Genomic DNA, 16360 nt, shown 5'->3' with positions numbered 1-16360 from the left:
TTTTCGGATTATAGATTTTATTTAGAAAGGGTTATTCTGCTGAGAGAATAGCCCTTTCATTTTATCCTTTTTGATATTCACTGGGTGTAATATTAAATTCGGTTTTGAAGCAAGATGTAAAATATTTGGGATCGGAGAAGCCTACTGAATAAGCGACTTCTGATATAGAGATCGATTTATCTTTTAGCATTTGGCAGGCATGTTTCAAGCGAATATTTCGGATGAACTCAATGGGAGATAATCCGGTCATGGTCTTTATTTTTCGATACAAAGATGACTTCGACATATTTAGATGCTCTGCAAATGTATTAATATCGAATTCTGTTTCAGCAAGATACTTTTCGATAATTACAATCGCATTATTTAGAAATTGCTCATCAATAGATGGGTACTCGAGAGTTGAAATATTGATCTCTACATTCGATTTAAATTCTTGTTGCTTGTCTTTCTTATTAGTTATAAAGTTGTTTATACGTGCCTCTAGTACTTTCAGATCAAACGGTTTCGATATATACCCGTCGGCTCCTGCATTATAACACTCTATCCGATCATCGACACTGTTTTTTGCGGTAAGCAGAATGATTGAAATATGACTTGTCTCAATATTGTTTTTCAGTGTTCTACAAAGCTCCAGACCATCCATTTCGGGCATCATTACATCACTTATAATAATGTCTATATTTGCCGTTTTTAGAATCTCCATAGCCTCTATTCCATTAGATGAGCTGAGGACATTATAACGACTCGATAGTATTTTCTGCATGGTGTGAAGTAGCTCCTCGTTATCCTCTACAAGTAGAATATTTACATTAACTTTTTCATTCTTAGTATTTGATTCTATCCACTCTTCCTCATCAATCGAAGCATCGGTAATATTTTCTTCATTAATCAGTATTTGAGTAGATTTAACTAATTCTGAATCGATGAAGCTATCCTTATCTATTGGAATGGTAATGATAAAGCATGTTCCTACATTCAACTTACTTTCAGCAGTAATAGTTCCATGATGCAGTTCTATTAAATCCTTTGTGAGCGAAAGTCCTATTCCGTTGGTTTCGCTGGCATCGGTTTTGCTATTGTAATAAAACCGTGTGAAAACGCTGCTTAAATCTTCGGGTGCTATGCCCACGCCTGTATCACTTATCTTGATAGTTAAATAAATATGATTATCTTTTTCATAAGATTGAAGATGTATTTTTATGCTTCCAGCTTCGGGAGTATATTTAAATGCATTCGAGAGTAAATTAAATACCACCTTATCTATTTTATCTGCATCAAAATAAGCCTGTATCTGATTTGGGTCAGCAGTAAATGTAAAATCGATTTTCTTTTTCTGAATAAGTGGAGAGAAATGTGTGTAACAAACATCCCTAACGAATGCGACTATCTCTCCATTGGTTATCTTAAGTTTCATATTTCCACTTTCTACCTTTCTGAAATCGAGTACTTGTTGAAGCAGCCGTTTCAAACGGTTTACATTCGATCTCATAATTCCGTATTGAGGGAGTTGCTTTTTCGATGAGGTTTCTATATCATCAATCAGACATGATATAATAGTTAGAGGAGTGAGAAAATCGTGTGAAATATTGGTGAAATAGCGTAGTTTGGTTTGCGTTAGTTCTTCAGATTTTTCTTTGTCTATCTGAGCTATTTTTAATTCATTACGAAGTTGTAAACGATTCTGCACAATGCATAATGCCCAATATAGACCAATAAAAACAAGTAGACTATAAATAAGATATGCCCACCATGTTTCGTAAAACGCAGGGAGCTTTTGTATTTTAAATTGGGTGACTTCGCTGCTCCACAATCTGTTTTCATCCGTAGCTTTTACCAAAAATGTATAAGAGCCTTTAGCCAATTGGTTGTAGGTGGCAAATTGACGATTGTTTCCTGTATATACCCAATTGTCATCAACACCTTCAAGCTTATAGGCATATTGTATTTTTCCGGGAAATGTATAGTTGAGGGACGAAAAATCAATTTCTATATTTCTATCGTCAGGATGTATAGTTAAAGTTTGAGAGGCTGCATTAAAACGAGAACCAGAAAATCCTTGAAGAATAGATTGATTCTGAATCTTAACATCGGTAATTAAAACTTTAGATGGTTTTGGGTTACCCGAGAGTTTTTCTGATGAGGTAAAAGAATTGATACCTCTATTACCTCCAAAGTATATCTTGTTGGAGCTACTCTTAAAGTAAGACCCCTTTAAAAAAGAATTAACGAGTAATCCATCCGAAGCGGTATAATCTCTCGAAGCCCCATTTTCGGGGTTGTATTCTATTATACGTTTATTCGTTGAAATCCAAGTGCGGTTGAAGTTGTCTGTTACCACATCTAGGATTGCTTCGCCAAACATTCCACAAGATTCGGTATAGTCTTGAAATTTGCCCTGAGTTTTATCATATACAATGATATTACCTTCCTTTGTCCCAATCCATATTCTATTATATCTATCAGCAGATATGGACTGAATATTATTGCTAATCAGATTGTTTTTTTTATTAGTGTAGCTCTTTATATCATATTTGTTATAATTATCGCTATTGTTAGAGGTAATTTCATAAATACCACTATTTTCGCTGCTTATCCAGATAGAGCCGTCCTTATCTTCTGTTATAGCAGTAATGCTTCCTAATGAACTATTTATATGCCTGATATCTGTCTCATTATACGATTTGATAAAAATACCACTTGTTGTAACAATCCAGATATTCTTTGCACTGTCCTCAAAAAAAATGCGGGGAGTACCTGGATTTGATTGATACGAAGTAAGGTCTATCTGATCAACTATGGATATTGATTCTCCTTTTCTGTTTAGTATATATATAGTAGGCTCGTTTTCTAAGCCTATCCAAACATTATCGGTAAAGCTGAATCCTTTTATGCAAGCAGTATTCCGAAGTCCTTGAATATCTCGTAAAGGAGGAAAATCACTGGATAGTTTTACGTCTCCTTGTTGAGGATAATAAAGATTAAGTCCCAAACGATTCTGGTTTAACCACATCACACCGTCTTTATCTTCATAAATACATGTTATGTTGGGGACTACTCTAACTTTGTTGGTAATGGCTTTTAACGGATAATTCTGAATCTCAGGTTTATTAAAGTTTATAGTAAGTGCTCCTTCGCTAAATGCTCCTATCCAAAGGTTACCGCTTCGGTCTTTTATTATCTCACTGAATATATTATTAGTTTCTTTAAATAGATAAGATATATCAGCTTGTTTAACCGATCCATCATTAGCATATTCGAGAGCATATAAACCCGAAAAGGACATTGCCCAGATATAGCCTTTTGAATCGTCTTGAACGATACTGAAAAAAGTATCTTCGGGTTGTTGACGTTCTTTATTATATATCTCTTGATAGCTATACATACTTTGTCCGGCTTTGGTGGGATCGAACTTGAAAATACCGTCACCCCAAGTACAAATCCAGTATTGTTTATGACTATCCTGAAATATTCTGAATGGGTTATTAATAGAGCCAATAGATGGATAGTGAATAAATGTATCGTCTGCTTTATTGTACTTGTGTAGCCCGCCTCTCCATAAGAGTACCCATATGTTACCTTCTGAATCTTCACTTATCGAATTTATTCCATTATTGGGTAAAGAACCCATTGGTGTTCCTGTAGGGTAAGCTTTCAGCAGTTTAAAGTCTGAATTGTATCTGTAAATACCATTTCCTAGACCAAGCCATATCGTATTATCAGTAGCCGTTAGTATCGATTTTATGTGCTGTTTTCTTACATTGGGATCGTCAAAATGTGTAATCTTAAAAGTTTCTCTATTCAATATATTCAGACCTTCTCTTGTACCTATCCAGAGATTGTTTTTTTTATCTTCAGAAATACATGTAATTTCATTGTTGGTGAGTAGAGTAGGGTTGTTTAAGTTAGATCTGAATGTCAGTAGTCGGTATGCGTCATATCGGCATAAACCATCTAAAGTACCAAACCACATGTATCCATCCCTATCCTGAAAAATCCGTTGTACCGAATTTGAAGGGAATTGTGCTATAACGGGGATAGGATTGATTGATATGGGGTTTGAACATATAGCCAAATTTGTTACAAACAGAAAGCATAGGAGTATAGAGATATAAGAATATCTATTTATGGCAAGCATTTTTAAGGGTATTTTAGATAAGGATTAATACAATATTATAAATAAATTTATTAAAAGATTCATAGAGTATCAAAAAAAAGAGACCTTTGTAGGCTGAAAGTCTAATTTGAATGATTTGTCCTACTTTAAGTGAATGATTTTTCGACCTTAATTCTCAACTTAGGTAGTATTTTTGTTATTGGAGTGTGTTCGAAATAAAAAAGATATGTAATACAAACTTTAGTTACTAGAACATAATCGACATTTTATATACTAACAAATTATTAAACTATGAAAAAAAACATTTATCTGCTGTTATTTGCGGTGGTCTGTGGCAATATATTTGCCCAGAATACTATACCCGACTGGGAAAACCCGGAGGTATTCGCCATAAATAAGGAAAACACAAGAGCTACATCCCTCCCGTTTGCGGATGAAACTTCGGCTCTGAAAAACGAATATCAAACTTCGCCTTACTATCAATTGCTAGATGGTGTATGGAAATTCTATTGGGTACCTAAAATAAGCGAAGTACCTGCTAATTTCTATAAGGAAAATTATGATGTCTCTAAATGGGCAGATATGAAAGTGCCTGCTAACTGGGAATTTAATGGATATGGCATACCCATGTATGTAAATGTAGGTTTTGGTTTTAAAGCAAAGCCTCCTCATATAGACAGAGAAGATTCTCCGACTGGTGCATACCGAAGAGAGTTTAATATCCCTGAAAATTGGGATGGACGTAGAGTATTTATCCATTTCGAAGGGGGTACAAACTCTATGTATGTATGGGTAAATGGCGAGAAAGTGGGTTATACTGAAAATGCAAAAAGCCCTGCTGAGTTTGATATCACTAAATATATTCGCAAAGGAAAAAACACATTGGCATGTGAGGTGCACAAATATAGTGATGGTTCGTATCTGGAAGATCAGGACATGTGGCGTTTAGGTGGTATCAACAGAAGTGTATATCTATATTCTACGGATCAAACCCGTATTCTAGACTTTTTTGCTCACCCCGACTTAGATAAATCATATAAGAACGGATTGTTTAGTTTAGACTTGGTGTTAAAGAACTATACTAATTCGGCAGCTGATCAAACAGTTGAAGTTGCTATTCTTGACAAGAATGGTAAAAAGGTATTCAACAACACTCAGAAAGTAAATATTCCAGCCGATAATATATTTGAAACTATTATAAAAGGCACAGTATCGTCTCCTCTTAAATGGACTGCCGAAACTCCCAATTTATATACTTTGCTGATAACACTAAAAGATAATAAAGGCAAAGTCATAGAGTCTACTTCTAATAAAATAGGATTCCGTAAAATTGAAATCACAGACGGACAAGTATTCGTGAATGGTAAAAAGGTTTATTTCAAAGGAGTAAACTTGCACGAATTTAATACTCAGACGGGGCAAGTTGTAACTCGTGAAGTTATGATGCGTAATATTCAGTTGATGAAAGAACTTAATATTAATGCTGTCCGTACATCTCACTATCCACAGCCACCACTTTGGTATCAATTGTGCGATGAATATGGTATATATTTAGTGGATGAAGCCAATTTAGAATCTCACGGTTTGGGTTATGGTCCTGATAATGTATCTAACTTTCCGGAATGGAAAGGAGCACACATGGATAGAATTATTCGTGCAGTTGAAAGAGACAAAAATCATCCATCAGTTATATTCTGGTCATTAGGAAATGAAGCTAGTAATGGCAAAGCTTTCTTCGATATGTATAAATGGGCAAAAGAAAGAGACCAAAGTCGCCCTGTTCAGTATGAGCAAGCTCATCAAAAAGACCCTAATACTGACATTCTTTGTCCTATGTATCCATCTTGGGAATCAATGAAAAGAGATGCTGCTAAAGATTTGGGTCGCCCTTATATTATGTGTGAATATGCTCACGCTATGGGTAATAGTATGGGTAACTTTCAAGAATATTGGGATTTGATGCGCACAAGTAAAAACATGCAGGGAGGTTTTATTTGGGAATGGTACAATCATGGATTCAAAACTCAAGATGAACAAGGGCGTCCTTATTGGGCTTATGGTGGCGATCTTAAGGGATATAATAAAATGAATGACGGCAACTTCTGTATAGATGGAGTTATTAGTCCTGATCAGAATTATCTGCCTCATACACATATTGTAAAGAAAGTATATCAGAATATTCTATTCAAAGCAAAAGATCTGAACAATGGTATTATCACTGTAATTAATGATTTCAAATTTACAGATCTTACGAATAAAAACTACACCTACAAATGGGTGCTTCTTAAAAATGGAGAACTATATAAAGAAGGTACTTTTGAAGCAATAGTGCCTGCTGATACACAAAAAGATGTGAAACTGAATATTCCAGCGATTAGTCCTGAAGCAGGTGCTGAATATTATTTGCAAGTATTTGCTTATAATAAAGAGAAAACACCATTTACTCCTGCTGGATTTGAAGTTGCTAAAGAAGAATTTGCTTTCAACTCTAATAACTATTTTACAGCTGCGAACTATTCGGGAACATTGAATATTGATAAGGGTGAAGATAAGATTACAGTAAAATCAGGATCGGTTAGTTATGAATTTTCTACTAAAGACGGGAAAACTCTTCTAGCAGTACAAAATGACGGAAAAAGAGTATTTCGTGAACTTCCTCGCTTAAACTTCTGGCGTGCTCCTCTTGATAACGATTTCGGATCATGGGAACAATATGCACTACGTGTATGGGATGCTGCCGGAGATAATGTTATCTATACATATAAAAATTATCAGGAAAATGGAGGAGCTATATCCTTTAATTATCAAGCGAAACTTAGAGGTATTGAAGCTACAGTTGACATTGTATATACAGTAAATACAGATGGAAGTTTAACTACAAATGCACGTTACAAAGCATTATCGGATGAGCTTCCCGAAATGATGCGTTTTGGTATGCTTATGAGCCTTCCTAAAGAGTTTAATGACTTTACTTGGTATGGACGTGGTCCTTGGGAGAATTATGTGGACAGAAATGCAGATACATTTATTGGAATTTGGAATGGTGCTGTAGAAGATCAGTATTACCCTTATATCCGTCCACAAGAAGGAGGCAATAAAACAGATGTTCGTTGGTTGACTTTGAAAGACAAATCGGGCAAAGGTATCCTCGTTAAGGGTGCACAACCTTTATCGGTGAGTGCAACCAATAATCGTCCTGAAGATCTTGATCCGGGAATGACTAAAAAGCAACAGCATGCTTCAGACATTTTACCTCGTGAAGAAGTTGTTCTTTGTGTTGATCTATTCCAGCGAGGAGTTGCGGGTTTGAATTCATGGGGAGCAAAACCTTTGGATGAATATCGATTCAGAGATAAAGAATACCAATATAGCTATACGATTAGCTTTTTGAAATAAGTGGATCTATTATAAAAAAAAGGTCTGAGACCTTAAACTTATATTTATCAGCAATTTTTTTACTAAAAAGCCCCGCTATTATTTAGCGGGGCTTCTTGTTTATAAAATAACGAGGATTTATGCCTGTGATCTAATAATACTCCTCTTTTGAATTATTCATGCACTATCTGTTCTTGATGTCTTTTACATCTTTGCTATCACTAAAAGAGTAATCGGATATTGAAATATTTGTTCGGTTATGGCTTTTCTAAAATTAGTAATAAAAAAGGTCTATGACCTTAACAAATAGATAGTATGAAAAAAATCAAGACAATTCTTTTATTCCTAATCCCTCTCATTAGTCTCTCTTATATAGGGTGTGCGGGTAAAACTAATAAACAGCCAGAATCAGAATTTCCATCAAAAGCAGAGGTTATTGAGATCATTAAAAAAGTAAATGGAAATTGGCAGGCAACTCACCCCAATCACGAAAATTCGTTTTGGCATCGTGCAGCTTATCATACCGGTAATATAGCAGCTTATGAGGTTACCAATATAGACGATTATAAGGCTTATTCTGAGGCATGGGCTGAACATAATTTATGGATGGGTGCTCAATCGGATGATAGCACCAAATGGAAATACAGTTACGGTGAAAGCGACGAGTATGTTCTCTTTGGCGATTTTCAGACCTGCTTTCAAGTATATATTGATTTGTATAATTTGAATCCTGATGAAAAGAAAATAGCCAGAGCCAAACAAGTAATGGAATATCAGATGTCGACTCCCAATAACGATTATTGGTGGTGGGCAGATGGCTTGTATATGGCAATGCCCGTAATGACAAAACTTTATAAGGTTACAAACAATGAATTGTACTTAGATAAATTATATGAATATTTTTCGTTCGCTCAGGATTTGATGTATGATTCAGAAAGCAAATTATTTTATAGGGATGCTAAATACATTTACCCAAAGCATAAAACTGATAATGGTTTGAAAGATTTTTGGGCGAGAGGTAATGGATGGGTTTTTGCTGCTCTGCCTAAAGTGTTAGAGGATCTACCCGAAACAAATACGCATAGAGCTGAATACATAAAGATTTACAAAGAAATGGCAGAAGCTATTGCTGCCAGCCAACAAACGGATGGATCGTGGACACGATCTATGCTAGATCCTCAACATGCACCAGGTCCCGAAACCAGTGGGACGGCTTTCTTTACCTACGGTTTCCTATGGGGGATAAATAATGGAATCTTAGACGAAGCCACTTATGCCCCTGTTGTAAACAATAGTTGGAAATATTTGGCTGAAACGGCACTTCAACCCGATGGTAGAGTAGGCTATGTACAACCTATTGGAGAGAAAGCCATAGCGGGGCAAGTGGTTGATGTAAATTCTACTGCCGATTTTGGTGTCGGAGCATTTCTTCTGGCAGCCTCTGAGATGGTGAAGTATGTAGATAAGAAATAAAATATAATACCTAAATATCTAACAAGAATCCTCAAAACCTTATTGCCATGAAAAGAACTTTTATTTTAATACTCTTAGTGTGTAATTACTGCTCTTATCAAGTAAAAGCAGCAGAAAAAGACTCCGATCGTACTTATTGGACGAATTTACTTTATAAAATTTCAGAGCCGGTATTGAGCAATATGAGTCGTGGCGAACTTGTAAAGAATATGCAGGTAGAAGTGAGTCCCACTTGGGATGGTCGTCGTACCAGAGTTACCTATATGGAAGCTTTCGGACGCTTGATGGCTGGTTTGGCTCCTTGGCTGAATCTGCCGGAAGATAATACACCCGAAGGTAAACAAAGAAAACAATTAACGGAATGGGCTTTAAAAAGTTATGCTTATGCAGTAGATCCTAATAGTCCCGATTATTTACAATGGGATAAAGAAGGGCAGGCACTTGTAGATGCAGCCTATGTTGCCAATAGTTTTTTGAGAGCACCTAAACAACTATGGGAACCTTTAGATGAAGTGACAAAAAAACGCTACGTTGAGGAGTTTAAGAAACTGCGTTGGGTAGATCCTCCCTATACCAATTGGTTACTGTTTTCGGCAATGATAGAAACATTCCTCATGTCAATCGACGAGCAATATGATGCGTATCGTATTCATAGTGCTATTCGCAAAATAGAAGAATGGTATGTGGGTGATGGATGGTATGCCGATGGGGAGCATTTTGCATTTGATTATTACAACAGTTACGTTATACAACCCATGTATGTAGAAGTATTGGAGGTACTTGTAGCCAAAAATAGAATGGTAAAACCTGAGACTTTAGACATAGCCCGTAAACGTATGCAACGATACGGAATTATTCTGGAAAGATTTATATCACCTGAAGCTACATTTCCCGTATTTGGAAGATCGATGACTTACCGTATGGGAGTGTTTCAACCTTTGGCTCTATTGTCATTGAACCAACAATTGCCTGAAGAATTAAGCGAAGGTCAGGTTAGGAATGCTTTGACAAGTGTAATGAAAAGAATGTTTGAAGTAAAGGGTAACTTCAATGAGAAAGGATTTCTTCAATTGGGCTTTGCTGGTCATCAACCTAATCTTGCTGATTGGTACACCAATAATGGAAGCTTATATCTTACGTCTCTTACTTTTCTTCCGTTAGGCTTACCCGCTAACCACTCGTTTTGGACAACTCCGGCCAAAGAATGGACAGCACAGAAAGCATGGTCGGGAGAAGATTTTCCGAGAGATCATGCAATCGGATTTTAATAAATATAAAAAGAAGGAGTTGAATTATTATTCAACTCCTTTGATCTGAATTTCACCTGTTGTTACAATATCAAATGTATAGTTTTGAGGAAAAGAAACCTTAAATAACTTAATGAAAACACTTTGCTAATTAGCTTTTTCCTTTCATATATCTAGGTGTCATTTTTCACTTATCGGGCAACTAGTATATCGCGTCAATATCCATTTTTAACCTAAATGTCAATTTTAGCAGTTACTTAATATTCATCCTTTACTTTTAATATCATGAAAAAACTAACCTCTTCAAAAAGCAAGGACAAGACTCTCGTATCTAGTGCTTCAAGGGTCTTTTTCTTATGTCTGATGCTCTTGGCTATTCTCTTATCTATACCCTTAAACGCACAAGGGCAGCAAAATTCTATTTCGGGGCAAATATCGGATGCTACCAACAAAGAACCTCTTGTTGGTGTTTCGGTCATTGTAAAAGGAACAACAACCGGAATACTTACCGATATTGATGGCAAGTTTTCGATTGCTGCACCTATTGGCTCTACTCTGGTTATTACATATATAGGTTTCGAAAAACAAGAGATTCCTATTGCAAATCGAACACCTCTAAACATTCAGCTGAAAGAAGACAGTCAACTTCTCGAAGATGTTGTAGTAGTGGGATATGGTGTGCAAAAAAAATCGGATGTAACGGGTTCTGTAACATCAGTATCTAAAGACCGATTGGCTAAAATACCGGTGACAAATGTCTTACAAGCTGTTCAGGGAGCCGCTGCCGGAGTAATTATAACACAACAGTCATCAGTTCCGGGTGATGCCCCTTCGGCTTTGGTTAGAGGACAGAATTCTATTAATGCAAACTCGGGTCCTTATATTGTTGTTGATGGTATTCCGATGACTAAATCGGGAGGTACTCTAAATGATATTAACCCTGCTGATATTGCCTCTATGGAGATATTGAAAGATGCTTCGGCTGTTGCTATTTATGGAACTAATGGTGCTAACGGGGTTATTCTGATTACAACAAAACGCGGAACTACGGGTAAACCAGTTATACGATATAATGGCCATGTGGGTGTTGAAAGTATGGCTCATATTTTAGAACCTCGGAATGGGGAAGAATATTTGCAAAAATTTGCGGATTGGATGAAGCAGATGGGGCGTGAGCAAACTAGCCCTGTACCTAATTATGGAGAGTTGGCAAATTACGAAGCAGGTATAACTACCGATTGGATAGATCTTGTCTCACAGACAGGTATTATACAAGATCATAATGTAAGTATATCAGGAGGAACATCAGATATGAAATACTTCTTGTCGGGAGGCTATATGGATCAGAAAGGAGTATTACAAGGATATAATTACAAGTGAGTTAGTCTTCGATCTAATTTGGATGCTGACGTAACTAAATATTTAACAATAGGTACTTCTCTTTTCCTAACCAGTCACAATAGAGACGGAGGAAGAGTAAATCTGCTGAATGCCTCAGCTATGAGTCCTTTCGGACAAATTTACAATTCCGATGGTAGTTATAAAATATATCCGATGGAGCCGGAGCAATTATTCTCTAATCCATTATTAGGGTTGACAACGGATAGAGAACGCCGATCGTTTAATGTAAATATGAACGGGTATGCAGAGGTGAGATTCTCTGGCTTTCTACAAGGATTGAGATATAAATTAAATGTCGGATATACTTATTTGCCTACACGTACATCTAGCTATACGGGACGCGAAGCAAATAATATGCTGGGTAACGGTAGCATCAGAAATACAGAGACAAATAGTTATACGATAGAAAATATTGTAATGTATACTCGCGATTGGAATAAACATCACTTCGATTTTACAGGCTTATATAGTGCACAACAGCGCAAATTTAACGAATCGACTGCCGGAGCTACTGGTTTTGTGAATGATTTATTATCGTTTAATAATCTTGGAGCCGGAGCAACACAAACAAGTGCATCCTATGCCGACAAATATTCTGCAAATTCTTCCATGGGACGTATCAATTATTCTTATGATAGTAAGTATTTATTTACACTAACAGCTCGTCGCGATGGCTCTTCAGTTTTTGGACGTAATACTTCTAAATACGGAACATTCCCTTCGGTAGCTCTAGGGTGGAATATAAACAATGAAGATTTCATGAAATCGGTTGATGCAATTGATAACTTAAAACTCAGACTTTCTTATGGAAAATCGGGTAATGAGGCAATACCAGTTTACAGAACAATATCAACATCCTCAAATAATAAAATACCTTCCAATGGTGTTGGTGAAACCGGTATGCTTTTGAGTAACCTTGGCAACTCCGATCTGGAATGGGAGAAAACAACCAGTGCAAATATTGGTATTGACTTTGCTTTTCTAAGAAGCCGTATATCGGGAACTATTGATATGTATAGCAGTAAAACTACTGACCTTTTATTATTACGTTCTATTCCTTTGGTAACGGGTTATTCACAAGTTTATGATAATCTAGGCGAAACAGCCAATAAAGGGATTGAGCTTACATTAACTACACGTAATATTGAAACTAAAAACTTCGGATGGGAAAGTACACTCGTTTTTGCAGCCAATAAAAATAAGATTGTAGACTTATATGGTGATAAAAAAGACGATTTGGGTAATAGATGGTTTATTGGTCATCCGATAAATGTAGTTTATGATTATAAAATGCAGGGAATATGGCAAGAAGATGAAATTAGTGCAGGTCTTCATAAGACTCAAGATCCAACAGCAAAAGCGGGTGATTTAAAATTTGAAGATGTAAATGGAGACGGACAGATTACTGCTGAGGATAGAGTTATATTAGGACAAACCAGCCCCAAATGGACAGCAGGTCTTACTAATACATTCCGTTATAAGAACTGGAATCTGAGCATTTTTCTTCAAACAGCCCAAGGCATGACTAAAAATAATCCTGATTTAAATTACGTGGATGAAACGGGAAAAAGAAATACACCTCGTGAGGTTGGATATTGGACATCTGAAAATAGAAATAATACAAGACCAGCTCTTTCATACTACAACACAAGAGGCTATGGATACGCTTCGGATGCAGACTATATACGTATTAAAGATATTACGCTGAGTTATGCATTTGACCCCGGAAAATTAGATAAAATAGGTATTGGAGGACTAACTGTTTATGCCAGTGGACGCAATCTTCACACATTTACCAATTGGATTGGATGGGATCCTGAATCTAGATAAATTACCAGAGGTTCTCAAAGCTGGGATAGTAATTTGAACGAATATAGAAGCTGGGAAGATAACTATCCGGTAGTGCGTACTATTGTCTTTGGTTTAAATATCACACTTAAGTAATCTAAAAAACAACAATCATGAAAAAAGGTATAATATTAATCATATCCATACTATTACTCACCTATTCGTGTAGCGATAGTTACTTAGAGGAAAAACCATATTCATCATATACCCCCGAAACTTTAAAGGATTCATTAGGGGTTGAAGCCTCACTCAAAGGTTTACATTATTCTTATGGTACAATCTGGACTTGGAGCGATCAACAAGGTTGGCTGTGTGTATGGCAGGTAGGTACCGATGTTGCCAGTGCGGCTCAGCAACAAGGTGTAGAAATTCCTTATTATGATTATACAAAGCTGACATCGTCAGACAGAGCATCCTCTTTTATATGGGAAAGATGTTACGTTCTAATCAATAATGCCAATAGTATTATTAGCGATATGGAGAGTGCATCTTCTACCGTAAAAGGGCTTAGTGAAAATGGAAAAAAACGGGCAAGTGCAGAAGCTAAATTTTTTAGAGGTTATGCCTATAATATGCTTGCAACACTTTTTGGTGGAGTCCCATTAGTGACAGAACCAACATCAGGTCCCAAAACGGATTATGTAAGAGCTTCATTAGATGATATTAATAATCTTATTATTTCTGATTTAACGTTTAGCGCACAATATCTTCCCGATATTGAATCTGTACCAACAAATTCGGGAGGAAAGCAATATGGTAGAGCGAATAAATTTATGGCTATGCAATTACTTGGCGAAGCATATATACGAGCCGGGAAACCCGAATTGGCAGAACCTCAGCTTCAATCTATAATTTCGAGTGGTAGATTTAGGTTAATAGATAAACGGTATGGTGCAAAAACAGACCTTGCCGGAGATTATTATAGCGATATGTTTTTATATGGAAATGAACGTAGATCGCAAGGAAATACTGAGACAATATGGACATTCGAACTCGAAAACACAAATACTGTTCCCGGAGGATATTCAGGAAGTCCTCAGCAAAGACGTGTCTGGACTTCTGCATATTACAATATTAGCGGAATGATTTTGTGCGATTCGTTGGGAGGTAGAGGCTTAGCCAGATTACGTTTAAGCGATTGGACTAATTACAGACTTTATAAAGATGGCGATATACGTAATTCTGAATATAGTATTAGACGAAAAATCTTTATTAACGACCCTGCTCATGTCAACTATGGTAAACAAGTACCTTATGTAGGAACAGACACGATCTACAATTTATGCCCACATACAACCAAGTGGGGTGCTTTTGATCCGAATGATACTTTTGGATATTCTACTGTTAAAGATTGGATTTTGATGCGTTTGGGAGAAACTTACTTATTGCTTGCAGAGGCGCAGTTTAAGCAAGGTAAAACAGGTGAGGCAGCTAATACAATAAACGTTCTTAGGCAAAGAGCATTTCCCGATTATCCGACTAAAGGTAAAGTCTCAGCATCAGATATAACATTAGATTTTATCCTTGACGAACGAGCCAGAGAATTGATCGGAGAAGAAAACAGACGTATGACATTGATGCGTACCGGAACCTTGGTTGAGCGTGCTAAATTAAATACAACCAAATATCAGCCCATAATAGGTTTAACCAAGACACATCTTTTGCTGCCAATACCTTTGACTGAAATTCAATTGAATAAAGATGCAGTATTAGAGCAAAATCCGGGATATGATTAATGCTTGTAATGTAATTAATAATAATTAGAAATAGTACAGGGATTTCTCTTGCATTGGAAAGAGGAATCCCATACTAAAAGATAGATGACCATAATATCATGTATAACTCACATAGATAATAATCAAGATGATAAAGTTAAAACCAATACTTCTGTACATTTTATTTAGCCTTCAAGTACCAGTTATATTTTCCACGACTTATTATATAGATTCTCAATTGGGAAACGATCGTAATTCGGGAAAGAGCTTGGCTTTGGCTTGGAAGAGTTTAGGTAAAGTAAATTCTAGCAAATTTATGCCTGGTGATACTATTTTGTTCAAAAGGAATTCTGTTTTTTCGGGACAATTGGAGTTGAGGCTTGAAGGAACAAATCAAAACTTAATTGTAGTAGGAGCTTATGGCAAAGGCAATAAACCTCAACTAAATGGGGAGGGAGAAAAACAATATACTTTGCTTCTCGAAAATTCGGCTTATTGCGTTGTTCAAGACTTGGAAATAACAAATATAGGAGGCGAAAGAAAGAATCGTAGGGTAGGGGTTTTAATTTTAGCTGAGAATAGTGGAGACAGGCATCAGATTACGATTCAGAATCTAACAGTAAAGAATGTGAATGGAAGCCTAGTAAAGAAAGACGGTTCGGGAGGAGGCATATATTGGGACAACAAAGGAGACAGTATAAAGACCCGGTTCATTGATTTGAAAATTCTTGATTGTCATGTAAAAGATTGCGGACGTAATGGCATATATTCAGGTGGATACTCTGGTCGCGACAATTGGTATCCTAGTTTGGGAGTACTTATAAAAGGTAATTTATTGGAAGGCGTTCCCGGTGATGGTATAGTCCCTATCGGATGCGATGGTGCTGTTATTGAATATAATGTGATGAAAGATTGTCCAGATATTTTATCTGCGGATGAGGCAGCCGCAGGTATATGGCCTTGGAGTTGCGATAATACAATTATCCAATACAATGAAGTAAGCGGACACAATGCAAAATGGGATGGGCAAGGTTTCGACTCGGACTATAATTGTAGAAATACAATCATACAATATAATTATAGCCACAACAATGCAGGAGGTTTTCTGCTTGTATGTAATGATGGCGACTCGTTAGGTAAAAACTGGAACATTGGCACAGATAATACAATCGTGAGATACAATGTAA

The 16360-nt window shown here is 36.5% G+C and carries 5 protein-coding genes and 2 pseudogenes; 6 read left to right on the top strand and 1 reads right to left on the bottom strand.

Annotation, left to right across the window (positions count from 1 at the left end; genetic code table 11):
- Nucleotides 1–61: 61 nt before the first annotated feature.
- Nucleotides 62–4135 (bottom strand): hybrid sensor histidine kinase/response regulator transcription factor, encoded by a 4074-nt coding sequence (locus tag IR022_RS08285; protein ID WP_194203358.1) that lies wholly within the window; start codon nt 4133–4135, stop codon nt 62–64.
- 270 nt (nt 4136–4405) lie between these two features.
- Between IR022_RS08285 and IR022_RS08280 the strand changes: the two genes are divergently transcribed.
- From IR022_RS08280 to IR022_RS19960, 6 genes and pseudogenes are all read left to right on the top strand, one after another.
- Nucleotides 4406–7510, top strand: coding sequence for a glycoside hydrolase family 2 TIM barrel-domain containing protein (locus tag IR022_RS08280; RefSeq protein ID WP_194203357.1), 3105 nt, complete (start codon nt 4406–4408; stop codon nt 7508–7510).
- Between the two features lie 294 nt (nt 7511–7804).
- Nucleotides 7805–8962 carry a glycoside hydrolase family 88 protein gene (locus tag IR022_RS08275; protein WP_194203356.1) on the top strand — a complete coding sequence of 386 codons (1158 nt, stop codon included), beginning with the start codon at nt 7805–7807 and terminating at the stop codon, nt 8960–8962.
- A gap of 47 nt (nt 8963–9009) precedes the next feature.
- Nucleotides 9010–10230: a DUF2264 domain-containing protein gene (locus IR022_RS08270; RefSeq protein WP_194203355.1), complete on the top strand. Its 1221-nt coding sequence runs from the start codon at nt 9010–9012 to the stop codon at nt 10228–10230.
- A gap of 264 nt (nt 10231–10494) precedes the next feature.
- Nucleotides 10495–13440, top strand: a pseudogene (locus IR022_RS19965) (SusC/RagA family TonB-linked outer membrane protein).
- Between the two features lie 131 nt (nt 13441–13571).
- Entirely contained in the window at nt 13572–15194 is a 1623-nt protein-coding gene (locus tag IR022_RS08260) for a RagB/SusD family nutrient uptake outer membrane protein (RefSeq protein ID WP_194203354.1), read from the top strand.
- Nucleotides 15195–15321: 127 nt separating this feature from the next.
- Nucleotides 15322–16338 (top strand): annotated as a pseudogene (locus IR022_RS19960) (right-handed parallel beta-helix repeat-containing protein); the annotation flags it as partial.
- Nucleotides 16339–16360: the final 22 nt, after the last annotated feature.

The organism is Dysgonomonas sp. GY617, assembly GCF_015233815.1.
GTDB lineage: Bacteria > Bacteroidota > Bacteroidia > Bacteroidales > Dysgonomonadaceae > Dysgonomonas_A.
Note: the sequence above shows the minus strand (reverse complement) of the source record. Positions and strands in the feature narration are given on the sequence as shown.